This is a genomic window from Acinetobacter sp. ANC 4178 (assembly GCF_004331175.1).
Lineage (GTDB): Bacteria > Pseudomonadota > Gammaproteobacteria > Pseudomonadales > Moraxellaceae > Acinetobacter.
In genome coordinates this window covers 458987-483746 of sequence record NZ_SJOD01000002.1, presented here as the reverse complement: position 1 = coordinate 483746, position 24760 = coordinate 458987, and the positions used below count along the sequence as shown (strand labels likewise).

The following is a 24760-nucleotide window of genomic DNA, read 5'->3' as shown; positions in this document are numbered from 1 at the left end:
TACCATATCTGAAAGTGTTGTGTTTCGCCAACTATTCATGAAAAGCATGAACCAGTCTAATGAAACTGATTTTTTTTGCCATTTTAATGACTGAAAAAAATATAAAAAAGTGAAGTTAATACTAAACTGTCAAGAAAATTATCTTCTCAATCGGGAATTCCGTGTAGAATGTCGCCGTTTAAATCAATTGTTTTGTGAATGGGTTAAGTATGTCGGATTCGACGATCACGCCTTGGGTTGTAGGTAATTGGAAAATGAATCCAATGCAGGTGAATGCCAAACAACTTATAAATGAATTTAAAGAATTATTGAATAAGAATGAAATTTCTCAAGCGCAATGTCATTTAGCCGTTGCACCAATTTCAATCGCACTCCATTTAGTAAAAGACGAATTAAAACAAGCGAGCCGTACAGTTCATGTGGTTGCGCAAGATGTTTCTCGTATGGCGGGAACAGGGGCGTATACGGGTGAAGTGAGTGCGACTTTATTAAAAGATAGCGCGATTGAACATGTGTTAATTGGTCACTCTGAGCGCCGTGAATTTTTTGGTGATCATCCACCAGTCATTCGCGAAAAAGTAAAACACGCATTGGCTGAAGGTTTGACTGTCATTTATTGTGTGGGCGAAAGCCTTGAGCAGCGAGAGAATGGTCAAGCTGATCAAGTGGTATTACAACAGATTTGTGATATTGCAAGTTGTGTTACAGCAGAACAGTGGCAGCAGATCGTGATTGCTTATGAGCCAATTTGGGCCATTGGTACAGGTAAGACTGCATCACCAGAAGATGCGCAAAACATGCATGCTAAAATTCGTGAAGGTTTAAAACAGCTCACCACATTAGGTGGCACAATGCCAATTTTATATGGTGGTAGTGTTAAGCCAGAAAATGCAGTAGAGTTAGCGGCCTGTCCAGATATTAATGGCGCCTTAGTGGGTGGAGCATCTTTGAATGCTGCATCTTTTTATCAAATTGCTCAGGCCTTTGCGCATACAAAATAACGAGGAGTTCATCATGCATACTTTTGTGCTGGTGGTGCATATTATTCTTGCCGTGTTAATGATCGGCTTGATTCTTGTACAGCATGGTAAGGGCGCAGATGCGGGTGCCTCTTTTGGTGGTGGCGGTGCTGCAACAGTTTTTGGTGCGTCAGGTTCAGGTAACTTCTTAACACGTTTAACTGCGATTTTGACGGCCTTGTTCTTTATTACCAGTTTAACGCTGGCAGTATTTGCAAAACAGCAAACTACAGAAGCATATAGCTTGAAATCTGTACAGACGACAGCACCCGCAACAACCAATTCGGGTGAAACTTCGCCAGCTGCACCTAAAACGAGCGAATAATTAGAATTAATCCTTTCTTTTTTGTGGCGATGCTACTAGAATGCGTCACAGCTGCGGTGGTGGTGGAATTGGTAGACACGCTACCTTGAGGTGGTAGTGCTTTCGGGCGTGGGGGTTCAAGTCCCCCCTTCCGCACCAACTTATGAATCCAGAAGATTAAGTTGGTGTATGCGGCAAATCTGTTGATGCGGGATGGAGCAGTCTGGTAGCTCGTCGGGCTCATAACCCGAAGGTCGTTGGTTCAAATCCAGCTCCCGCTACCAATCAACCTTATTTTAGAAGCAAACTAAAATAAGTAATTTAAGTAGTTAAATTAAGAAATTTTGCGTTTTGTTGCGGGATGGAGCAGTCTGGTAGCTCGTCGGGCTCATAACCCGAAGGTCGTTGGTTCAAATCCAGCTCCCGCTACCAATTTGATTTAGGTGCAACTAAATCAGAACAAGTGTGAAGTATTTAGATTGAAAAATATTTCAAATTTGTATATAATTTTTGCACGTTGATGCGGGATGGAGCAGTCTGGTAGCTCGTCGGGCTCATAACCCGAAGGTCGTTGGTTCAAATCCAGCTCCCGCTACCAAGTTTCTAAAAGAGGCTCACAACAAAGTGGGCCTTTTTGCACAGTGGATATTAATTTTCTGTGCAATAATTGGGGCGATTACGCCCTTTTTTATTGGCTATCGTGTAGTGTCGACATCAATTGGTCAAATAGTCATGCTTCACTATAGTAGGTCTGTTTTATCGGTCAACACGGCCATTGAATCGCACAAAATGACGAGAGTAAATGAAGTTATCAAATAAAACCCAAGCACTCCAAGATTTAATCGCTCCTGCGGTGCAAGCTTGTAATGTAGATTTATGGGGGATTGAATTTATCCCTCAGGGCAAACGTTCGTTATTGCGTATCTATATTGACAAAACTGTTGATGAAAATGTAGAACCAATGATGAATGAAGACGGTGAGCTTGAGCTTGGCCGTGGTATTGGCGTACAAGACTGTGTGCGTGTCACTCAACAAGTGGGTGCTATGCTTGATGTTCATGACCCAATTTCTGGCGAGTATGCACTTGAAGTGTCGTCTCCAGGTTGGGATCGTCCATTTTTCCAATTGGAGCAGATGCCGGCATATATTGGTCAACTAGTTGCATTACGCCTGATCAGTGCGGTTGAAAATCGTCGCAAATTCCAAGCCAAGTTAGTTGCTGTAGATCTGGAAAATGAAATGATTCAGGTTGAAGTGGAAAAGCAACAAGTGCTTGAAATTGATAGCAACAATATCGACAAAGCAAATCTGGTTTATCAAGATTAATTTAATTTATAAGAATCTGAACGAATAGGTGGCTTATGGCACGTGAAATTCTTACCGTCGTTGAAACGGTTAGTAATGAAAAAGGTGTACCTCGTGAAGCGATTTTCGAAGCCTTAGAACAAGCGCTTGTTGCTGCGACGAAAAAGAAATTTTACGAAGGAACCAACTCTGAAGAAGCTCAGCTTCGTGTAGAGATTGATCGTAAAACTGGTGACTATAGTACTTTCCGTCAATGGGAAGTGGTTGCTGATGAAGATCATGAAATGCCAGCATGCCAAGATGCAATTTCAGATGTCGATCCTGCGAAATGGTCAATTGGTGACATTCGTGAGTTGGAAGTGCCTTCAATTGACTTCGGTCGTATTGCAGCGCAAATTGCCAAACAAGTAATCGTACAGAAGATTCGTGAAGCTGAGCGTGCTTTAGTTGCTGATGCTTATGAATCTAAAGTCGGTGAGCTAATTTACGGTGAAGTGAAAAAGCAAACCAAAGATGGTTTCATTATTGACCTTGGTGATAATGCTGAAGCATATCTTGCGCGTGAAGAAATGATCGCAAAAGAAATTTTACGTCCAAAACAACGCGTGAATGCGATTTTGTTTAACGTAAATCGTGAAGGCCGTGGTGCGCAACTACAATTGTCACGTGCTAAGCCTGAAATGCTGATGGCTTTGATGAAAAAAGAAATTCCTGAAATTTCTGAAGAAATCATCGAGATTAAAGCTGCAGCGCGTCAACCAGGTGTTCGTGCTAAAATCGCTGTGAAAACCAATGACCATCGTATTGATCCTGTAGGTGCTTGTATTGGTATGCGTGGTACGCGTATTCAAGCAGTTCAGCAGGAATTGAATGGTGAGCGCATTGATGTGGTGGTGTGGTCTGATGATCCAGCACAATACATTGCAAGCGCACTAGAGCCAGCGGATGTATCTGGTATCGTGATTGATGAAGAAGAGCGTACTGCGGATATTATTTTCGCAACCAGCGATCAACTTGCGCGTGCGATTGGTTCTCAAGGTCAAAACGTACGTTTGGCTTCTGAACTGACCGGTTATAAACTGAACATGATGCTTGAAGAAGAGTATCATGCACGTCAGCAAAATGAAGCACAACAATACCTAGACTTATTTGTATCACGTCTAGATATTGAAGAAGATTTAGCAATGGCGTTGGTGGAGATGGGCTTTACTTCTCTTGAAGAAATTGCTTATGTCCCAGCTGAAACATTTGATGAAATTGAGTTGGATGCTGAAACTGTTGAATTGTTGCAAAGTCGTGCCAAAGAAGTGGCATTGGCAGATGCATTACAACAGCAAGAAAACATCCAAGATCCAAGTGCTGAACTTCTTGCAATGGAAGGAATGACACAAGAAATCGCGTATGCATTGGCTGCACGCGGAGTAGTGACTATTGATGACTTGGCAGACCAAGCGACTGACGATATCTCAGATATTGAAGGTTTAGGGGCTGAACAAGCGGGTCAATTGATTATGAAAGCGCGTGAATCATGGTTTAACTAGGAGGTAATATATGACGGACAAGTCGATTCAAGAGTTAGCACTCAGCGTAGGACGTCCTGTAGACAAGCTCCTAGAGCAGGTTCGCGATGCAGGTTTACCGCAACGTAAAGCTGACGACATTATTTCTACTGAACAACAAGATACCCTCGTTAACCATTTGAAGAAAGTTCATGGTCAGGACGTAGGGCAAGCAGGACAAATCACGTTGAAACGTAAAACTACAGGTACTGCTAAAGTAGCAAGTACCTCAGGTAAGGCAAAAACCATTAATGTGGAAGTTCGCAAGAAGCATACATTTACGAAGCCTGATCCTGAACAAATCAAAGCAGAAGCTTTAGCGAAAGCACAAGCTGGCCAACAGACACGTACGACTGCTGAACCTAAAGCAACAGCTGAAAGTCCAGTAGCAAACAAAGCTGCTGCGAACTTAGAAGCGATGCGTGCTGCTGCAAAGCAAGAAACCACCAAGCAAGAAACAGCTAAAGCGGCTGTTGTGGTGAAGCGTAAATCAACCAACAAGCCAGTAGTTAAAGCACAAATTAAAGTGATTGAAACTCCTGAGCAAAAGAAAGCACGTGAAGCTCAGGCAGCACAACTTAAGGCGACTGAAGAAGCTGCACGTCGTAAAGCAGCTGAAGAAGCGCAGCAGCGTACACTTGAACAAATGCGTCAAATGGCATCTAAGTATTCAAACGAAGATGCAACAGCGACCATTCGTGTAGTGGATGATTCTCCACTTGCTGCGGGTCTCGTTGGTCAAGCTTATGAAGACTCATTTGCGAAAGAAGACCGCGATATCAAACGTGGAACCAATACACCAGGTGCGCGCGCACCGAAGAAAGGTGGTCGTCGTGGCGAAGAGCAATCTTTCCGTGATAACTCGCATAAACGTGGTTTGAAAACCAGTACTGCAAATAAACATGGTTTTGAAAAACCTGTTAAAAAGCAAGTTTATGATGTTGAAATTGGTTCAACCATTGTTGTTGCAGATCTTGCAGCAAAAATGGCGATTAAAGTACGTGAAGTAATTAAGTCACTCATGAAAATGGGTGAGCTGGTTACTCAGAACCAAGCAATTGAGCAAGAAATTGCTGCCTTGATTGTAGAAGAAATGGGTCATAACCCTGTTCTTGTATCTGATACGCAAGCGGAAGATAACTTACTTGAAGCGGCTGAAGGCGCGCGTGGTGTTCAATCTACTCGTGCACCAGTGGTGACAATCATGGGTCACGTTGACCATGGTAAAACATCGCTTCTTGACCGTATTCGTCGTGCAAAAGTTGCTCAAGGCGAAGCGGGCGGTATCACACAGCATATCGGTGCTTACCACGTTACAACTGAAAAAGGTATGATCACTTTCCTTGATACTCCTGGACATGCTGCATTTACTGCAATGCGTTCACGTGGTGCGAAAGCGACTGATATCGTGGTTCTTGTTGTAGCAGCAGATGATGGTGTAATGCCACAAACTGCGGAAGCAATTGATCATGCACGTGCAGCGGGTACACCAATCATTGTTGCAATCAACAAGATGGATAAAGAATCTGCTGATCCAGATCGCGTATTGAACGAATTGACAGTAAAAGAAATCGTGCCTGAACAATGGGGCGGTGATGTACCTGTAGCAATGGTTTCAGCACATTCTGGTCAAGGGATCGATGAGCTTCTAGATCTTATTTCAATCCAAGCTGAATTGCTTGAGTTGAAAGCATCTGAAGAAGGTGCTGCACAAGGTGTTGTTATTGAAGCACGTGTTGACAATAGCCGTGGTGCGGTAACGTCTATCCTTGTTCAAAACGGTACATTGAAAGTAGGTGACCTTGTTCTTGCAGGTGCATCTTACGGTCGCGTTCGTGCAATGACGGATGAAAATGGTAAACGTATTCAATCTGCAGGTCCTTCGATTCCAGTGGAAATCTTAGGTCTACCAGAAGCGCCAATGGCTGGTGATGAAGTTCTTGTTGTTAGTGATGAGAAGAAAGCACGTGAAGTTGCCGATGCGCGTATGGATCGTGAGCGTCAAAAGCGTCTTGAGCGTCAAAGTGCAATGCGTCTTGAAAATATCATGGCGTCTATGGGCAAGAAAGATGTGCCTATCGTTAATGTGGTATTGAAAACTGACGTACGTGGTACGTTGGAAGCATTACATGTTGCGCTTGCTGAACTTGCAACAGATGAAGTGAAAGTCCGTATCATTGGTTCAGGCGTAGGTGCAATCACTGAGTCTGACGTAACATTGGCTGAATCTTCTGAAGCCGTATTGCTTGGCTTTAACGTCCGTGCAGACAACACTGCGCGTCAAAAAGCTGATGCAGATGGTATCGATATTCGTTACTACTCAATCATCTATCAATTGATTGATGATGTGAAAGCAGCGATGAGCGGTAAGCTTGCGCCAGAACACCGTGAAACGATTCTAGGTGTGGCTGAAGTACGTGAAGTGTTCCACTCAAGTAAGTTTGGTGCAGCAGCAGGCTGTATGGTACTTGAGGGTATGTTACACCGTAATAAACCGATTCGCGTATTACGTGATGACGTGGTTGTGTTCCAAGGCGAGCTCGAATCTCTTCGTCGTTATAAAGAAGTGGTTGAAGACGTTCGTGCTGGTATGGAATGTGGTCTTGCGGTGAAAGGTTATAAAGACATCAAAGTCAAAGATAAGATCGAAGTCTATGATGTTCAACTGATTAAACGGAGTCTTTAATGGCGGGTAGTCAGCGTCTTAAGCGAATGGCAGATACCGTACAACGTGAGTTGTCTGAGTTAATCCGCCAAGAGCTGAAAGATCCACGCTTAGGTGGTCTTGTGACCATCTCAGCGGTGAAGGTCAGCCCAGATTTAGGCTATGCAGAAGTCTATGTCACCGTGATGGGACGTGAGCTTGGCGATGAGCAAAGTGCAGTGGCAAATAAAGAAACTTTAGATGTACTAAACAAGGCATCTGGTTTCTTACGCCATGAATTGGGTCGTCGTATTAAGACACGTATTACGCCACGTTTGCGTTTTCATTATGACAAGACCAATGCTTATGGTAACTATATGTTTGGTCTGATTGCAGAAGCAGTGAAGGATTTACCTGCTGCTGAAGCAAAACAAGATGATGAATAAGCTCAAGGTCTACATTGAGTGATAAAAAAGCCACCTTAGGGTGGCTTTTTTAATGCGTATGATTTATTCACGACGACGTTGTCGTTGCCATGGTAACGGTCGATTCAATGCTTCGGGTACATCACCACTCATTGAACGTAAGCGCAGATGAAGTGCTGCTTGCGCCATCAAGTTGGCCGATACAGGTGCGGTAATGAATGCTAAAAGAGTTAATAAAATTTCTGCAAAACCAATTCTTCCCTGAAAAGCCGAGAAGATCATAGCGGCAATCAGAAAGCTTCCTAAACCTAAAGTGCTCGATTTGGTCGGTGCATGCAAACGCATAAATAAATCGGGGAGGCGAATCATGCCTATTCCCCCGACCAACATGAAGAATGCACCAATCAGCAAGAAAATAGAAACCAGTATTTCCATGAGTAATTGCATGTGATGTGCTCCTTAATCGATGACATGACCAGAGGTAAAGTAGCGTGCCAAGGCCACAGTAGATACAAACCCAAGCATAGCGACCAGTAGTGCACCTTCAAATAAAGAGGTGGTACTCCAATAGATGCCAAGTACGACAATGAGACAAGTTGCATTCAAGAACAAGGTATCTAAAGCCAACAGTCGATCCACAATAGATGGTCCAATAATCAGGCGACCCAAGCACATCATCATCGAAAGTGTGATCGCCACCATACAGATGCCTAAAGCATAGGGCAGAACGGTCATGTGGCATCTCCTGAATTGACGTGGAAGATTTCCATTAATGGTTTTTCATAACGGTTTTTGATGTCTTGAATATCAATTTCGGTATTATCCGAACTTAATGCATGGACCAAAATATCACCACGATCTTGATCGATGCCCGCTGACACTGTACCGGGTGTGGTGGTAATGATCATCGCCAGTAAGCTATTGACTTCATCATGTTGGGTGTCTAAAGGTACGCGATACCATTTAGGATGCAATTGATCCATTGGACCCAAAACCAACTTGGCAATCCGAATATTGGAGATCACAATATCCCAAAGTACAACAAAAAATAGCTTAATGGCTGCCTTCCAGTGGATATTGGGCGTTTGCTGGATAAAGGGTTGTACTAAGCGCGGAATAAACACAGCGAGCAAGCTTGCCATGACTAAAGTTGCGATATCGAAACTATGTGCCAGCATCACCCAAGTGATTGCAACCAGAACCGAAACAAACGGATGCGGGAGCCAGCGATGAAGAAAAGATTTTTTTTGCATCATTACGGCTCCACGGGTTTAAGTTGAGCATCATCAGGAATCAACACTTCATGGGTCTGTTGTTCTTGAATCTGACGTAACTTGTACGGTGAAATGTGCTCACCAGACAAAGTATCTTCACTGATGGTATATGGAATGAGATGTGCATTTGGATCGAGTTCTTCCCCCCCATATTTGGTTTCGGGTAAATTTTCAGGATCAAATGGTTGCACACTAATGACTTGATTCAGCTCATCCTTCTTCAATATCGCCGCTTCATACAAGGCATTATTTTGAATTTGTAATGCAGTATTCTGAGTATATTGCTGTATAGGTCCTGCCGCGACCATGTAGCCAATCAGACCTGCCAATAAGATATAGATGGTGCGATCGTTACGTGGTGGCGCTTGTTCTGGGGTTGCTTGGTAAGCTGTATATTCGGCATCAATATGTGCAATTTCTTCGGGCTTGCTGGCACGCCAGAACAGAATAAAACCCACACGAGTAAATGCGAGAATACTGAGCAAACTTACAACCAGAATCACTGTAATCACAATACCTTGATAAGGTTCATTTGCCGTGGCTTGAAGAATAAATACCTTGCCAAGAAAGCCGCTGAATGGGGGTAATCCCGCCATCATTAAGGCAATGAGGAAATAGCAAATCGAAAGCACATGATGCTGTTTCATCTGTGGTGCGATTTTTAAATGATCCTTGTAAACACCACGTTGCGAGGTAATCCAGCCACAAAGCAGATAAAAAGCGGCTGCAATCAGCGTGCTATGTACCAAATAATAAAGCGTTGCTGACCACGCTTGGGTATTAAACATGGCAATCGCGATGAGTAAGGTTCCAATGGAAGACAACACCATAAAACCGACAAAGCGGCGTAGGCGTTCCGTACCAATCGCACCAATCGCACCATAGAGCGAAGTGATTAAACCGATAGGCAATAACCAATTTTGTAGAATGGATTGACTTAGGGCGTCATCAAACACCGTACCATTGACCCGTAAAATCGCATAAATGCCGACTTTGGTCATGATGGTGAAAATGGCGGCAACAGGGGTAGTGGCTACGGCATAGGTTTTGGGTAACCAGAAGCCGACAGGTAACATTGCGGCTTTAATGCCAAATACCACAAATAACAATAGCCCACCTGCTACAGCCAATTTATGCTCATCAGGTTGTAAGCTTGGCAGCAAGCGTGCGACATCTGCCATATTCAAACTGCCGACGCTACCATAAATCATGCCCAGACCAATCAGGAACAGTGCAGAGGCCAATAGGTTGATGGTGACGTAGTGAATGCCGAGCTGAAAGCGTGCTTTACCTTGTCCATGCAAGAGCAACACATAAGACGCCATCAGGAGAATTTCAAAGAACACAAACAGGTTAAATAAGTCGCCTGTGAGGAATGCTCCGCATAATCCCATCAATAAGAAATGGAACATGGCATGGAAATAGCGACCACGGGTATCCCATTCGCGGCTCGCAAACCACAAAACGGGGACTGCAAGTGCATAGGTTAATACCAGCATTAAGGCCGAGAGTTGGTCTAAAACCAAAACGATCCCGAAGGGTGCTGTCCACTCACTCAGGTTATAACTACTGATTTGACCATGACTGGCCACCATTAAATAGCAGATTGCTGTCGCACATCCCAGTAAAGCAGAAATGAGACTGATGCCACGACGCCAAGGTTGACGCCAGTCGTAGGCAAGTGAACCTGAACCCGGATTGCCCAGTAAAACCAGAAGAAAGCTGGTAAATGCAGGAATAATGATGCTGAAAATTGGTGTATGTTCTGCCCAAAATTGGATGAAGTTATGCATTAAGGCTCATCCTCGCGTGGGTCAACAAGACTAATTTCTTCTTTTGAGTCAACGTGGTCGGTCCCTGATTCATAACGGCTGCGTAAAGCCAGTTGTACAATAAAGGCGGTGGTGGCAAAACCAATCACAATGGCTGTTAAAACCAGAGCTTGTGGCAATGGGTCCGTGGACTTGGAGGCTTCGGTTAATACCGCAGGCGAGTTGATTTGGACTCGCCCCATCGCAAACAAGAACACGTTTACGGCATAGCCAATCATGGCTAGGCCAAGTACCACAGGAAAGGTACGCGCACGCAGAATCAGATAGATACCCGTTGAAACTAACAGTCCAATCGCAGAGGCAATAAGAAATTCTAGACTAATCATATTATTTCCCCTTTGGTAATGGACCAGACATGCTTGAGTGGCGTGAGTCACCCAAAACTGAAATCATCAGCATGGTTGCGCCCACCACGGTGACATAGACCCCAACATCAAATGCAGCGGCAGAAGCCAAGTGCATTTCACCTAAAAAGGGCGGTGAAACGTAGATGTGTGCACTGGTCAGGAACGGACGTCCCCAGAACCATGCAGCAATTGCGGTTAATCCTGCAATGCTTAGACCTGAACCGATCCAGATTTCGTATAAACGTCCAGATTTGGCGCGAAGCAGTTGTTCAGCTTGATCTTGACCTAAGGCAATGTATTGAATAATCAATGCCAATGCGGTAATTAAGCCTGCAATAAAGCCACCGCCCGGTTCATTATGTCCACGTAGGAAAATATACAAACTGATGACCAAAGCCAGCGGTAAAATCCACGAAGATGCAATACGAAGCATTAAAGGGGAGGGGTTAAAGCGATAAGTTAAGCCTTGGGTGGTGCTGGTGCCATGTGCACGCATACCATCCATTAGACAGAGTGTGCCGATACCAGCAATACCCAATACCGTAATTTCACCGAAGGTATCGAAACCACGGAAATCGACCAGAATTACGTTAACGACGTTTGAACCACCACCCAGTGGAATAGACTGTTGTAAGAAGAACCAAGAAATCGAATTATGGTCACGTGTCAGAATCAGCCAAGTGATCCAACCAATGCCAAGTCCACCGACAATAGAAAGAATGGCATCGCGCCAACGACGTGCTTGACTGGATTCATAAGGTGTAAGCTGAGGTAAGAGCGATAAACTCATGAGCAGCAACACAGTGGTCACAACATCCACAGTAATTTGCGTTAGGGCCAAATCTGGTGCAGACAAAGTGACAAATACCATGGTGACAACTAAACCGATGGCACCACTAATCAGCACAGCTTTAATGCGTTCATGGTGGAACCAAAGCATCATCCAACAGGCAGAGAACAATAATAGCCACAGTACAATCGCCAGCATAGGCGCATGGGTGAGCTCACGGGTACCTGTGGTCAGCCCTTGCCCCATCAGAGGAACAGCCACTAAGACAATACTAAACGCTACAATCCAGAGCAGGTAAGTTTGTAAGGAGCCTGTTTCTGTTTTGCGTTTAATCTTGCGCGATTTAAGGAGCAAGTGCTTGAGGAAAGATTCAAACAAGAGTTTGCCTTGAAAAGCGCCTAAGGCAAGATCTAAATCAATACTGCGAATTTTACGGTTCTTTGCGAGAACGAAGTAAAAGCTTAAACCACCGACTAGAGCAATTAAACTCATCACTAAAGGCAGATTAAAACCATGCCAGATGGCTAAATGAGTTCCTGAAAAGTCATGTAACTGGGTGCTCGCACGCGCTGTACTATTAACAATTTGTTCAACAGTGAGCGCAGGGAAAATGCCCACCACAATACACAGAATGGCCAAGAGAATTGCTGGCGCACGCATGCCGATAGGCGGTTCATGTCCATCTTTATTGGGAACTTGTTCACCGAGTGGACCGTCAAAAAACACGCCATGTACCAAACGTACTGAATAAGCAACTGCAAAAATACCAGCCAAGGTCGCAACAATTGCCGACAATACCAGTGTTGGACCACTCAAGTTTGCCAATAATTCAGTAAAGAACATTTCTTTAGACAAGAAACCATTGGTCAGTGGAACACCCGCCATAGCCGCTGCGGTGACCATAGTAAGGGTGGCTGAGAACGGCAATAATTGCCATACGCCACTTAATTTACGTAAGTCGCGTGTTCCTGTTTCGTGATCAACAATACCTGCAATCATAAACAGCGCTGCCTTAAAGGTGGCATGGTTGATGATATGGAAAATTGCAGCAGCGACAGCCAATGGCGAGCCAATACCCAATAGGCAAACGATTAAACCCAGATGACTGATGGTCGAGTAGGCCAGAAGCCCTTTCAGGTCTTCTTTGAAAATGGCGAAGAATGCCGCCATACACAAAGTAAATAAGCCAACAAAGGTCACAATATTGTGATAAAGCGCAGCACCTGCAAAGATTGGGAGTAAGCGTGCCAGCAAGAAAATTCCCGCCTTCACCATTGTGGCCGAATGCAGATAAGCTGACACGGGTGTTGGTGCAGCCATGGCATTCGGGAGCCAGAAGTGGAAGGGGAACTGCGCACTTTTGGTAAAGGCACCGAGTAAAATCAGTAATAAGGTCGGGGTAAATAAGGCATGATTTTGAATATGTTCTGACATGGTCAGAATCTGGTCAATTTGATAAGTCCCTGTAATTTGTCCCAGTAAAATGAAGCCCCCCAGCATCGCTAAGCCCCCCATCCCCGTAATGGTGAGTGCCATACGTGAGCCACGTTGTGCAACATCATAGTTGCTCCAGTAGCCGACCAAGAGGAAAGAAGAGATGCTGGTCAGTTCCCAAAAAATTAACAGCAAAATTAAATTATTGGAAAGAGAGATACCCAACATTGCCGCCATAAACAACATCAGCAACAAATAGAGTTTGCTCAATGAGTTTTTAGGGCTAAGGTAATAGTAGGCGTAAATAAAAATGAGCGTGCCGATACCAGTGATCAGCAAAGAGAAAAGTAGACCTAAGGCGTCCAGACGGAAACTGAGATCAATGCCCAGTTGTGGTAACCAAGACCAACTTTGAGTAATGACTTCGCCATGAAAGACCTGCTTTGCTTGAGTCAGTAACAGAATTAAACTACTTAGACTGACTCCGATAGCCCCGAAAGCCGTTACCCCGCGCGAAAAATTTTTCAGCCACGAGACAAGGGTTGTGCCCAGTACTAACGGTAACAAGATAATAATTGGTAGCACACTTGTATCCATTGTCGTGATAGGTCGAAACCTATGGGTGAATCTTATCTTTCAAGGATTACAGGACAGCAAAGAGATATCCAAAAAATTCAATCTTGAAAGCCGTAAAGAAAATAAAAAAAGCGAAAAACAAGTTGTGTTGCGCAACTTGAAAACTATAGCAAAACAAAATTTTACTATAAAAAAGCTGAATAAATCTGATCTTATTACATGAACAAAACAACATCAAACCTTTTCGTACACACCGATCGAATTATCCGTTTTGAATGCGAAATTGAACTTTATAACCTATTCAGTTGCCAGAAAACTAGGACGATGGATCCTGAAAAGAGGAGTCATGTTCTTGTTGCCAAAGTTGTTGAAACTCTGCTTGTGCTTCTGGGGAGAGTTGTTGAATTTGTGTATACAACTGCTGTGCTGCGGAGATTGCGGGTTCGTCAGACAATGGCTCAAGTTCAGTTGAACCCGAGAGTGAGATTTGACTCAGTTCGGCATAAATCTGATCGAATTGTTGTTGGAAGGGTTGCAGTACGATGTCGTGTATACCGTGCGCAGAAAGTTGCAGACATTGATAGGTAGCTGCATTTTCGAGGAGTTCTGTACGGTTCCCTGTTGCGATAATTTGTAGTCGCGGAAAGGCCTGATGTAACTGTTGCAAAATCTGACTGCAATGTTGCTGATCTAGCTGCTCATCAATCGCATCGATGAGTAAGATGCCATCGCCTTCCAAGCAAGGATAGAGGCTTAAAGGATTGAGTAAGCACATGCGCCGCACAATATCACCAATCAATGCAATCCAGTTTTTTTGACTGCTGGAAAGCTGTTGAAATTGCATGGTCTTGCCTTGATAGGTCACCATCAATTGTAGCTTGGGCTGATATTGTACGAAAATATCATTCAGTTCAGGTAAGACAATACTCAGACTTTCTTTAAGTGCTTTTAAGCAAGGGGCATGGAGTTGTGCATGGGCTTGAAATAAGCTATTCGGGATATTTTCGGGTTGTAAGTGTTGACCTAAATGCAATTTATCGCGCATCAGCTGTTGAAACAATTGCGCCGTCTGAGCATTTTCCAGATCACTAATTTCACGGAACCATTCAAAGAAACGGCTAAAGGTGGTAAAGGGAATGGCTGCTACGTCATAGGCATATCCGGCCTGAAATACAATCGGATTGTTCTTGCTCAGTAAATTGATTTCATTGACAAAGCGTTCAGCAGGGTAATAAGCAATTAAGGGCAACCCTTGCATCGGATCTTGTTGTAGGGCTTGATGATAAAGCTGGACCAATTGTTCGAGTTGTAATGTATCTGCTTTACTCAGTCCAATGCCTTGTGGATTGAGCGTTTTATACAGTTGCCAACTACAACGGTTGGACATTTCAGGTTGTACTGTTTCAGACTCTGCGAGGGTGCCAATATCGCTAGGAATTTCGACACAAATCTGAACCTTAGACTGTAGGCGACTATGCAGGATATCTTGATCCAACATCACTACACCCGCACTACGCAAATCTTTGTAACGGGCAGAAAACCAAGTTAAGGCTTGATAAGCATGTTTGAGAATGCTGGTTTTGCCTGTGGCTTGATCGCCTAAAATTAGGGTGATCGGTTGATCATGATAATGAAACTGAAGCTGTAAATTGGCAAACAGATTGGTGTGTTTGAGCTGTAACGATTCGATTTTCATATAAGCCCCGCATACGAGCAATGGCTAGCCTGCCGATTGGCGTAATGAGACAGGCATCCTATTTTTCAGTTGTTGCATCAAGTCGTAAATATGGTGAATATTTAGACTTACTTTAGCACGAGTGCAGGCGACATACAGCAATCTTAACTCTTCGTCACTAATTTTATGATCTTGCTCAGTCAGCTTAAATTGGTAATCATCTTCGATGTGCACACGGTCCCATTCTAGCCCTTTGGCTTTGTGCGCCGTGGAAATAATATAGTCGGCTTGTTCAATGGGGGTAATTTTGGCTAAAGCGCGTTTAAGCGGATCGGTGCCATGATCATCCACCAATTTCACCAAAGGTTTGATGTCACTGCCTTCATTGGTTTCGCAGTATTCATGCACATCGTGCCAAGAGTTAAACCAAGCCAGTTCAGGCACATCAGTGACACGTTTGCCTTGTTTCAACATGCTGGCAGCATCGACAAAACGATTCAGTTTGACATGGTCGGCTTGTAGACTGACTTTATCGCCATGTACCAACCCTGAAAGCAACAGTTCCATGGCACGAGCATTGGTCCGACATAAAATGGCATCCCGCATTTTGGTATGCGGTTTATTCACCACTTGAGAATTCAGTCGTGGATTGCCCAACAGCGGCACTTTTTCATTGAGCGCACCCAAAATCGCATTGGCATTGTGGGCGATGCTCTCACCAAAGCGAAATGAAGTGGTGAGGCGCGATTCGGGTAAAGGAAGTTGTTGCATGGCGTTGATCGCACCGCGCCAAGCGTAAATTTGTTGATGTGCATCACCGACATAAATCACTTGCGTATTTTTCTGACGTAATAAGATGCCTAACATTAACGGATCGGCATCTTGTGCTTCGTCGAATAGCACGTAGTCGGTAGGAATATTCGGTTCAGACAGGGCCCACAGTTTTAGATAAACATCATGTCCGATCCCAGCCTGATGATTTTGGTCAATCGATTCTAGCCAACGACGTTCTACCGCAGGATAAAGATGCTTTTGTAAGCTGTCGATATCATCGGGATGAAGCCAGTTGGGCGCCTGCAGATGTCGCGGTGCAGGGTATTGCGAACTGGTGGAGCAGAAATAACTCACAGCATTGGCAACTAAACTGGCAAGTCGACTCGGCATCAGCACGTATTTTTCATAGCGTCCGCCCATCATACGTCTTAAGGTAATCGGTTCTAGCCGATACTCTTTGGCAATGAAGCTGGGGCTGAGTCGGGGTAAACGCAGTTTGTCGGTGATTCCACGTGGAACACTGCGAAATGCCAGTGAATGGAAGGTGCGGCAATCCACATTGGAGTGAAATTTCTGCTGTGCTTCGCTGGCAATGGCTTTGTTAAACGCCAGATACATGCCACGTCGGTGTGGCATGGCATCACTGATCATTTGTAAGGTGGTGGTTTTACCTGTGCCGGCATAGGCAATCACTTTAAAGGATTGCCCCAGACGCGCGTTATCAATGGCAGTCGCCTGCTCATAGGTTGCGCTCGGTTTCTGATGTTGATTTGACACAGGCAAAGAGCGCTTTAGTGGCTACGGTTGGCTTTTTCGACCAAACCTGAGAGTCCTTGGCGTCGTGCCAATTCATTCAACACCAGTTGTGGATCTAAGTCAAAATGACCCAACATCACAATGGTATGGAACCATAAATCTGCCACTTCATAAATCAAATCATTTTTATTGTCTTCATTGGCGACCAATTGAAATTCTTTTGCGGCAAGAATTGTTTCAACGCCTTCTTCACCGATTTTTTCTAGAATTTTATTGAGACCTTTATGATAGAGCTTTGCCACATAAGATGAGTCTGGATCTGAAGTTTTACGCTCAGTCATCATTTGACCAAGGTAAGACAGCACTTCAACCTGCTCCGATTGTGCATTGGATGCATTCATGGCAATGGTATGTGGATTGCTGGATTTTTCAGCCGCATAAATCTGGCTTGGATCTTTAATTTGCGCATCCACAATTTCCCAGCCTTGTGGGGTGAGTTTGCGGTAAAAACACGATTCACGACCTGTATGGCAGGCAATACCGCCATGTTGTTCAATTTGCAAAACAATGACATCGGCATCGCAATCGAGGCGAATTTCATGCACGGTTTGAAAATGTCCCGATTCTTCACCTTTGTGCCACAGCTTATTGCGTGAACGGGAAAAATAAACCGCCTGATTTTTTTCAGCAGTGAGTGCCAAGGCTTCGCGGTTCATCCATGCGACCATCAGCACACGTCCTGTTTGATGATGCTGTGCAATGGCAGGGACTAAACCTTGTTCGTTAAATTTTACTTCATCGAGCCAGCGCACGTTGTTCATAGGGACTTCACCAAAATCAGTTAATCGAAAAGAATATTCAAGTTGATGCGAAAAACATCAGGCTATAGTGTAGGTGATCAGGCTGGATTTGTGTGAATTATCTTTCAGCAATTTAGTCAGTGGATGTGCAGCAACATGAACTTGGAGGCTGGGTTCATGCTGCATCCTAAGCTAATTAAAGCTCTTGCATCACTTCAGCAAAGCGCTGTTTTTCCACCAACTCCAAGAACTCATCGCCCAAGCGTTGGCTTTCCGCTACACACTGTTTCCAGAGTTGAATACGGCGTTGTGGCTCCATGCCTTTGAGGGTGAAATCCTTACGATCAGGTAAACGACCTAAGGGTAAACGTGCCAGATATTCCTGTGAAGGAGAAATCAGCAGGGTGCGTGCTTGATGGGTCGGATTGGATTTACGCGATTTAAACATCTTGTCGAACCAACCCGGAGTAATGCTGTCACTGAAATGCGGATAGAGCACAATGCCTTGGCTTTCAAAGGGTAAATCGATGTGATAGTCAATCAACCCCCCATCACGATAAGCCCCTTGTGGCGCATCACGGATATTTTTTACTGCAGGCGTAACACCGGGAATGGAACCTGATGCCATGAGCCAGTCGGCAACATTGTCTGGATTGAAGTTGAGATAATGGGTTTTAAAACTATCGTCTTTGATTTTAAATTGCGGGAAATTTTTCGGTTGGCAGATGACTCGTTGCATAAAAAGATTTAAATGCTGACGTGCAATGGCATTACTGCCGACAATCCCCAGTAAAGAGCCATACAGTGCCAGTCGTTGATCACTTTGGAATAAATGTTCGGCTTTCGTGGCAATGATGGTGAGGTGATAATCGGGATGATCAACCAATTTTTGCGTTTGCTGATTTAAAATTCCAGCCAACATCTCGCGTGAAATTTTTTCGATATCGGCAATTTTCATTTTGTGATGAAAAGGCAAATGAATGTAAAGCTCTGCCAATTGCTCAGGCCCAAGCTTTTCACCTTGCGCTAAAATCCCTGCAAAACGCCATGCACCGACTGAAGAGCCGACCAAAAAGCGGCGTTGTGGAGCTTGTGGTAAGAAACTGCCAAAAATCGCCTGATCAAGTCCTGTCAAGCCTATACCTTTGGGACCGCCTGCAGCACCCGGTAGAATATCAACCTGTTGGGCATGTAAGCCTTGTTGTTGTATGAGTTGGCGAGCAAGATGACCAGCACGAATATTCAGGGCGGGAGAGCGCTTTTCAAGAATTTGAACCATGGTGCAATCATAAATATACAAATGTGCATTCAGTTTAAAAGTTCTGTCTGTAGGCTCAATGGCGGGGAAAAACTTTAGGTGACTTGGTAGTCACTTTAGAGGTGTGAGTTAAAAATGCACAAAACTGTGGATAACTCTTGGGCTATCCACAGTATGTTTTATCGACAAAATTATTTAAACAGACGCCAAATTGACAATAGGCTGGCACAGGCAATTAAGATAATCGAGATGTACCATGGGGCAATAATTGCAATCGAGAGGAAAATGGCCATCAAGCTGCCGAAAATCCAGCTACGCTTTTGTTGGTGTTCCATTTGTAGGCGCAGGCTTTGCAGTTCATTGAGCTGTTTCGCATTCCAAGCCGACTGATTTTTTAGGCCATTTAAGCTATCGACCAACAGCGTTGGAAAATCCTGTGCACCTAACAGTAAATCAGGAATTTTCTGTCCGAGTTCTTTCAGATTTTTTTGTGGATTCATTTGGGCTTTGATCCAATCGGTGAGGATTGGTTTTGCCAAGCTCCAAATGTCTAATTCTGGGTACAGGTCAGTGCCTAAGCCTTCCACGTGTACCAATGTTTTGAGTAAGAGCATGAGTTGCGGTGGAATTTCTAAATGGAAACGGCGTGCAATATCCATGACCTGAATCAGAATGCCCGCAAAGTCTAACTCATGCATCGGCTTCGAGACCATAGGTCCGACCGTGCGGCGCATTTCACGTGCCAAGGCATCTTGGTCGGTGCCCGGTGGAATCCAGCCGGCTTGATGCACAATTTGAATCAGTTGCATGAAGTCACTGTTCATGACCGCCAGTAACATGCGCGCAACGGTCATTTGGTCGTGTTTAGACAGCTCGCCCATAATCGCACAGTCCAGTGCAATAAAGCGTGGATTGCTTGGGTTGATGGTCTCGACAAACACGTTGCCTGGATGCATATCCGCATGGAAAAAGTTGTCGCGGAACACTTGGGTAAAGAAGATGGTTAAACCTTTCTCTGACAAATCTTTACGATCCATACCCAGACGGTCAAAAGTCGCCGTGTCAGAAATTGGCACGCCTGTAATGCGTTCGGCCACCATCACTTCTTTGCTGTCCATATAGACTTCAGGCACATACATCATGCTTGAACCCGTGAAGTAATGACGCATACGACGGGTATTGTCTGCTTCTAGAGTTAAATCCAGTTCATTCAGGATAATTTGACGATAATCCTGAATAATTTCAGATAAATGTAGCGCACGTGCAGCTTCGAGGCGTTTTTCTAAAGTCGCACCGAGCCATTCTAAAATTTCAAAATCTTGCAGAATTTGGCTGCGGATATCAGGACGGGTGACTTTCACCACGACCTCACGCCCATCATGCAGGGCAGCAGTATGGACTTGTGCAATTGAAGCAGCAGCAAGCGGCTGTTCATCAAAACGGCTGAACAAAGTGGCAACATCGGCTTTCAGCGATTGCTGAATGCGTGTTTTTGCGACATCGGTGCTGAATGGTTTCACTCGATCTTGTAATAACACCAGTTGCGCCAAGACTTCAGGTGGAATCAAGTCACGACGCGTCGAGAGTAACTGTCCGAGCTTAATCGCCAACGGCCCCATGTCTTCGAGGGCTTGCTTGAGTTTAAGTGGATTTTTACGTTCTTTACTCGACCATGCCGCAGGGTGCATACGAATAAAGGCTAAGGCATGACGTGCCTTCTCAGGTAATTCTTCCGCAGGAAACAACGTGTCGAGTCTATAGTGCGCAGCAATACGCCAAAGTTCGAGTAAACGTGAAACGTGCGGAATCATAAAGTGTATTACCTAAATTTAAATAGAGTCTGGAAGTGCATCGATTTGACGTTGCAGTTGTTGGATTTTGGCTTCTGCACGGTCAAGGTTTTGATTCAAAAGACGGGTGTCTTGTTGCAGGTCATCCATTTGCCAACGGGCAGCAAATAGGCCTGAATCTTCTTTGAGTGCATCTTCGGCAAAGAATAAATGGCTTTGTAAGGAGCGCTTAAGATGTTTGGGCGCAAGTTGAATTTTACCCAGTTCATGTGCCAAGGCAGGGCCAATCCAAGGACTGAGATGCGCAGCTAAATCAGGTTCAGCCTGTTGCATAATCTTTTGAATATCTTGCAGTAAATGGTAATCACCTTGTACAGGAATGGTGCCTACATCTTCCGCCAAAAATAACTTCAGCAATTCCACCACATTTTTAACCTGTAAGGTTGCTGTTGCTGCGGTGGTGGTGTGTTGCGGATCAAACGGGCGTTGTTCAAAAATGGACGGACGCTCAGCCTGACCTGTGACAGTCGGTTCAAGCCGAACTTTGTCTTGATCAAAGAATACATCGACCGAGAGTTGCGGAGAATCGAGTACCACACGCAACATTTTACCTTGCAGTTGATTGAGCTGAATGCGCGTGATGGCATCCAGATCAATCACATGGTGAATCAAGCGTTCAACTGCACCAAGTGCCAGAATTGACCACATAGCTTAACCTTCACCAGTCCGTTTAGAGTTTAAAACCACGGTGTACAGCCACGATACCGCCTGTCAGGTTATGGTAATCACAGTTCTGGAAGCCAGCCTGTTCCATCATACCTTTCAGGGTACGTTGGTCAGGATGCATACGGATCGATTCAGCCAAGTATTTATAGCTTTCTGAGTCATTGGCAATAATTTTGCCCATGATTGGCAATGCAGTGAAAGAATACAAATCGTAGAGTTTTGAGAATGGCTCAAACACAGGTTTAGAGAATTCTAAGACCAGTAGGCGACCACCTGGCTTAAGTACACGATACATCGCTGCCAGTGCAGCATCTTTATCCGTTACGTTACGTAAACCAAAGCTGATGGTGAGCAGGTCAAAGCTGTTATCGGCAAAAGGTTCTAGAGTTTCAGCATTCGCCAAAACGAAGTCGACATTGGTACAGCCTGCATCAATCAGACGATCACGACCGACGTTCAACATCGATTCATTAATATCTGAAAGCACGACATGGCCCGTAGGTCCTACTTCACGACTAAACACTTTAGCCAAGTCACCTGTACCACCAGCAATGTCTAGCACGTGTTGACCACGACGCACACCTGACATGTTGATAGCAAAACGCTTCCATAAGCGGTGAATACCGAATGACATCAAGTCATTCATAATGTCGTATTTGCTAGCCACTGAATGGAATACTTCTGCAACTTTCTGTGCTTTATCTTCACTGCTGACAGTTTGATAACCGAAATGGGTGGTTGCACCGACGTTGCCTGTGTTGGCCCCGCGTGGCAGATTGTATTTTGGTACTGTACCGCTGACTGGTGTATCCGTTAATTGTTGTTGTAATGATTGTTGCTGCCCTTGAGGGATACCCTCAGGAAGTGGGCTGTTTAGGAAGGGGCTGACTTTGTCTGTTTGTTGAGCCGACTCAGGTGTAGGGGTAGGCGTTTGATTTTCATTAGACATTCAAGTCACTCCTAACATAAAAATAGGGTTAATGTTGCAGTGCAAGCATGATGACAGATTCTCAGCCGATGTACAGTAATCATCATGCAATTGTTATGAATAATATACAGAAAAAAACCCTTGCGCGGCATGTTCGCGCAAGATTTTAGCCTGCTGTAGAGACAGTTTTACTGAAAGGGATGCAGATCACCTGCGTGCACTTTACCAATAATTTGTCGTTCGATTTTGGTGAAATCTTTGACAAATTGTTCCGCTGATTTTAAGGGTTTCATCGCCAAAAAACCGTCCTGCATAAACTCATACATCACATCGAAATGGTGTTTGTAAGCCACACCTTTACACATTTTGAACGCAGTATAGACCACAAATGAGCGCATATATTTGTCGAGGCTGGCACCCAGTTGATCGAGCAGTTCCAGTTGATGTAAACGTGGTTGTCCTTGATCGAGTTTAAGGTAGCTAAGACGCATCATTTCATCAGTGAGTGGTGTATTCGGAGCATAGTCTTCTAACAGTTGTCGTGCGACATGTTCATCTAACTGGACTGCGAGAATGGCCAATTCAACCCCTGCGGTTCCTGTTTTAATTGCATTGTCTGGAATGAGTTTCTCTGCTTTATGCACATATTTCATCATGCGTGCAATTTGTTTGGCCAAAGCATCAAAGTCGGGGCCACCGTACAAACGGTTCAAAAAGTACTGCGCCATCAATTGGTTGTTTTTTACTGCAAAGTGCTGTTGATGAGTACGTTGCATGCGATGTTTTTGCCACATTTGCACATCTTGCAGACGTTGAAATAGCTCAGCATTATTGTGATATTGCAATTGATCGTACTGCTCTAGTAATTCATCTAGTACCGCAAGTTTAGACATGTGCTATCTCGATTTGAAACGTGTGCAAATCTTAGAGCTTGTTGCACGTTCTCGCTATGACAAAATGATCGAATATGGCATGAAAATCAGCCAATTTGTCATGAAATTATACAAAGATCTGTCAAAATGCCTATTCCGCTTGTTTTATACTGAAACAAAATGATGGCTTAAAATATTGAAAAAATAATGTGAAATTTAAGGCGGAAACTTATGGTAAAAGAACAACTAGAACCAGCCTTGGCTGATGAGGATCAACTGTCGCTTGATTTAATCGATGCACAATACGCCTTAAAAGATACTCAAGATCAGCCGAATGCCAAAAGTGTTTTGGTGTTAGTTAGTGGTATTGAGCTGGCGGGTAAAGGCGAGGCGGTAAAACAACTCCGCGAATGGATGGATCCGCGTTATTTACGGGTGAAAGCGGATGCCCCTGTGATGTTTAACAATACTCAGCCGTTTTGGCAGCCTTATGCACGCTTTATTCCTGCCGAAGGGCAAATTGCCGTGATGTTTGGGAATTGGTACGGAGATTTACTCACGACGGCTTTGCATGTGTCACAGCCCTTAGATGAAACGCTCTATGATGAATATGTCGACAATATGCGTGCCTATGAGCAAGACTTAAAAAACAACCATGTGGATGTGATTAAAATCTGGTTTGATTTGTCTTGGAAGTCTTTGCAGAAGCGTTTGGATGACATGGATGCCAGTGAATTGCACTGGCATAAATTGCATGGTTTAAACTGGCGCAATAAAAAACAATATGATCGCTTACAAAAATTACGGCAACGCTTTACCGAAGATTGGATCATTATTGATTGTGAAGATGAAAAATCGCGTGATCAACAATTTGCCAAACATGTTTTAAGAGCCTTAGAACACTGCCCAGAGCATGTGAAATCGGCACAGCATAAATGGAAGCAAGCGGATATTCCCGTGATGCTAGAACAGCCGCCTGTGGAAAAAATCGATAAGAATGAATATAAGCTCGAGCTGGATAAGCTGACCCGTAAAGTGGCAGATGCGTTACGTTTTGGAGAACGCAATGTGATTATTGCCTTAGAAGGGATGGATGCCGCAGGTAAAGGCGGCGCGATTAAACGGATTGTCAAAAGTTTAGACCCGCGCGAATATGAAATTTATAGTATTGCTGCGCCCGAAAAATATGAATTGCGTCATCCATATTTGTGGCGTTTCTGGAACAAAATACAACCCAATGAGCGGATTAGTATTTTTGATCGGACTTGGTATGGACGAGTCTTGGTGGAGCGGGTTGAAGGCTTTGCCAGTGATGTGGAGTGGCAGCGCGCTTTTGAAGAAATTAACCGTTTTGAAAAGGATTTAAGTGATAGTCAAACTGTGGTGGTAAAAATATGGCTCTCGATCAGTAAAGATGAGCAATATGCGCGCTTTAAAGAACGAGAAAAAACGCCACATAAGCGCTTTAAAATTACCCCAGAGGATTGGCGAAATCGGGAAAAGTGGGATGAATATTTGCATGCTGCTGCGGATATGTTTGAACGTACCAATACCGATTATGCACCGTGGTACATTATTGCCAATGATGACAAATACAGTGCGCGACTGGAAATTTTAAGAAGTATTTTGAAGCAACTCAAAGCCGATTAAAAATGGCTTTGAGCAATCGGA

21 protein-coding genes and 4 tRNA genes are annotated in these 24760 nt (G+C 44.3%); 11 read left to right on the top strand and 14 right to left on the bottom strand.

Annotated features, from left to right (window positions below; genetic code table 11):
- The first annotated feature begins 209 nt into the window (after positions 1-209).
- From tpiA to E0H87_RS06535, 10 genes are all read left to right on the top strand, one after another.
- Positions 210-1001, top strand: coding sequence for a triose-phosphate isomerase (gene tpiA, locus E0H87_RS06580; protein ID WP_131322859.1), 792 nt, complete (start codon positions 210-212; stop codon positions 999-1001).
- Between the two features lie 13 nt (positions 1002-1014).
- Positions 1015-1344, top strand: coding sequence for a preprotein translocase subunit SecG (gene secG, locus E0H87_RS06575; RefSeq protein ID WP_016168397.1), 330 nt, complete (start codon positions 1015-1017; stop codon positions 1342-1344).
- A 53-nt stretch (positions 1345-1397) separates the two neighbouring features.
- A tRNA-Leu gene (locus tag E0H87_RS06570) sits at positions 1398-1482 on the top strand.
- A gap of 48 nt (positions 1483-1530) precedes the next feature.
- Positions 1531-1607: transfer RNA gene (locus E0H87_RS06565), tRNA-Met, on the top strand.
- 71 nt (positions 1608-1678) lie between these two features.
- Positions 1679-1755, top strand: a tRNA-Met gene (locus tag E0H87_RS06560).
- Positions 1756-1844: 89 nt separating this feature from the next.
- Positions 1845-1921 (top strand) — tRNA-Met (locus tag E0H87_RS06555).
- A gap of 204 nt (positions 1922-2125) precedes the next feature.
- Positions 2126-2650, top strand: coding sequence for a ribosome maturation factor RimP (gene rimP / locus E0H87_RS06550; RefSeq protein ID WP_131322858.1), 525 nt, complete (start codon positions 2126-2128; stop codon positions 2648-2650).
- Between the two features lie 35 nt (positions 2651-2685).
- Positions 2686-4170 (top strand): transcription termination factor NusA, encoded by a 1485-nt coding sequence (nusA, locus tag E0H87_RS06545; RefSeq protein ID WP_131322857.1) that lies wholly within the window; start codon positions 2686-2688, stop codon positions 4168-4170.
- 10 nt (positions 4171-4180) lie between these two features.
- Complete coding sequence (gene infB, locus E0H87_RS06540) at positions 4181-6874, top strand: translation initiation factor IF-2 (RefSeq protein ID WP_131322856.1); 2694 nt, start codon at positions 4181-4183, stop codon at positions 6872-6874.
- Positions 6874-7278, top strand: a complete 405-nt coding sequence (locus E0H87_RS06535) for a ribosome-binding factor A (protein ID WP_116758767.1) — start codon at positions 6874-6876, stop codon at positions 7276-7278. The genes infB and E0H87_RS06535 overlap by 1 nt, the downstream gene beginning before the upstream one ends.
- A 63-nt stretch (positions 7279-7341) precedes the next feature.
- Here E0H87_RS06535 and E0H87_RS06530 read toward each other — a convergent pair whose 3' ends face one another.
- The 14 genes from E0H87_RS06530 to E0H87_RS06465 form a co-directional block, all read right to left on the bottom strand.
- A complete protein-coding gene (locus E0H87_RS06530; RefSeq protein WP_131322855.1) occupies positions 7342-7704 on the bottom strand; it encodes a Na+/H+ antiporter subunit G in 363 nt (120 codons plus the stop codon).
- Positions 7705-7716: 12 nt separating this feature from the next.
- Positions 7717-7992: a monovalent cation/H+ antiporter subunit F gene (locus tag E0H87_RS06525; protein ID WP_044740593.1), complete on the bottom strand. Its 276-nt coding sequence runs from the start codon at positions 7990-7992 to the stop codon at positions 7717-7719.
- Positions 7989-8510 carry a Na+/H+ antiporter subunit E gene (locus E0H87_RS06520; protein ID WP_131322854.1) on the bottom strand — a complete coding sequence of 174 codons (522 nt, stop codon included), beginning with the start codon at positions 8508-8510 and terminating at the stop codon, positions 7989-7991. The genes E0H87_RS06525 and E0H87_RS06520 overlap by 4 nt, the downstream gene beginning before the upstream one ends.
- 2 nt (positions 8511-8512) lie before the next feature.
- Complete coding sequence (locus tag E0H87_RS06515; protein WP_131322853.1) at positions 8513-10324, bottom strand: monovalent cation/H+ antiporter subunit D; 1812 nt, start codon at positions 10322-10324, stop codon at positions 8513-8515.
- Positions 10324-10689 (bottom strand): Na+/H+ antiporter subunit C, encoded by a 366-nt coding sequence (locus E0H87_RS06510; protein ID WP_016168388.1) that lies wholly within the window; start codon positions 10687-10689, stop codon positions 10324-10326. Before E0H87_RS06510 ends, E0H87_RS06515 begins: the two co-directional genes overlap by 1 nt.
- A 1-nt stretch (position 10690) precedes the next feature.
- Entirely contained in the window at positions 10691-13531 is a 2841-nt protein-coding gene (locus E0H87_RS06505) for a monovalent cation/H+ antiporter subunit A (RefSeq protein WP_131322852.1), read from the bottom strand.
- 295 nt (positions 13532-13826) lie between these two features.
- The gene (locus tag E0H87_RS06500; RefSeq protein ID WP_131322851.1) at positions 13827-15206 is read right to left on the bottom strand and encodes an AAA family ATPase; all 1380 of its coding nucleotides are present in this window, start codon (positions 15204-15206) and stop codon (positions 13827-13829) included.
- Positions 15207-15230: 24 nt separating this feature from the next.
- Entirely contained in the window at positions 15231-16736 is a 1506-nt protein-coding gene (locus tag E0H87_RS06495) for a UvrD-helicase domain-containing protein (RefSeq protein WP_131322850.1), read from the bottom strand.
- A gap of 14 nt (positions 16737-16750) precedes the next feature.
- The gene (gene hisIE, locus E0H87_RS06490; protein WP_131322849.1) at positions 16751-17536 is read right to left on the bottom strand and encodes a bifunctional phosphoribosyl-AMP cyclohydrolase/phosphoribosyl-ATP diphosphatase HisIE; all 786 of its coding nucleotides are present in this window, start codon (positions 17534-17536) and stop codon (positions 16751-16753) included.
- Between the two features lie 175 nt (positions 17537-17711).
- Positions 17712-18794 (bottom strand): patatin-like phospholipase family protein, encoded by a 1083-nt coding sequence (locus E0H87_RS06485; RefSeq protein ID WP_131322848.1) that lies wholly within the window; start codon positions 18792-18794, stop codon positions 17712-17714.
- Positions 18795-18964: 170 nt separating this feature from the next.
- Complete coding sequence (locus E0H87_RS06480; protein WP_044740587.1) at positions 18965-20584, bottom strand: ABC1 kinase family protein; 1620 nt, start codon at positions 20582-20584, stop codon at positions 18965-18967.
- An 18-nt stretch (positions 20585-20602) separates the two neighbouring features.
- Positions 20603-21271, bottom strand: coding sequence for an SCP2 domain-containing protein (locus E0H87_RS06475; protein WP_131322847.1), 669 nt, complete (start codon positions 21269-21271; stop codon positions 20603-20605).
- Between the two features lie 22 nt (positions 21272-21293).
- Positions 21294-22238: a bifunctional demethylmenaquinone methyltransferase/2-methoxy-6-polyprenyl-1,4-benzoquinol methylase UbiE gene (gene ubiE / locus E0H87_RS06470; RefSeq protein ID WP_131322846.1), complete on the bottom strand. Its 945-nt coding sequence runs from the start codon at positions 22236-22238 to the stop codon at positions 21294-21296.
- A gap of 167 nt (positions 22239-22405) precedes the next feature.
- A complete protein-coding gene (locus E0H87_RS06465) occupies positions 22406-23110 on the bottom strand; it encodes an FFLEELY motif protein (RefSeq protein WP_131322845.1) in 705 nt (234 codons plus the stop codon).
- A 210-nt stretch (positions 23111-23320) separates the two neighbouring features.
- Between E0H87_RS06465 and E0H87_RS06460 the strand changes: the two genes are divergently transcribed.
- On the top strand, positions 23321-24739 hold the full coding sequence (locus E0H87_RS06460) for a phosphate--AMP phosphotransferase (protein ID WP_131322844.1): 1419 nt from the start codon (positions 23321-23323) through the stop codon (positions 24737-24739).
- Positions 24740-24760 lie beyond the last annotated feature (21 nt).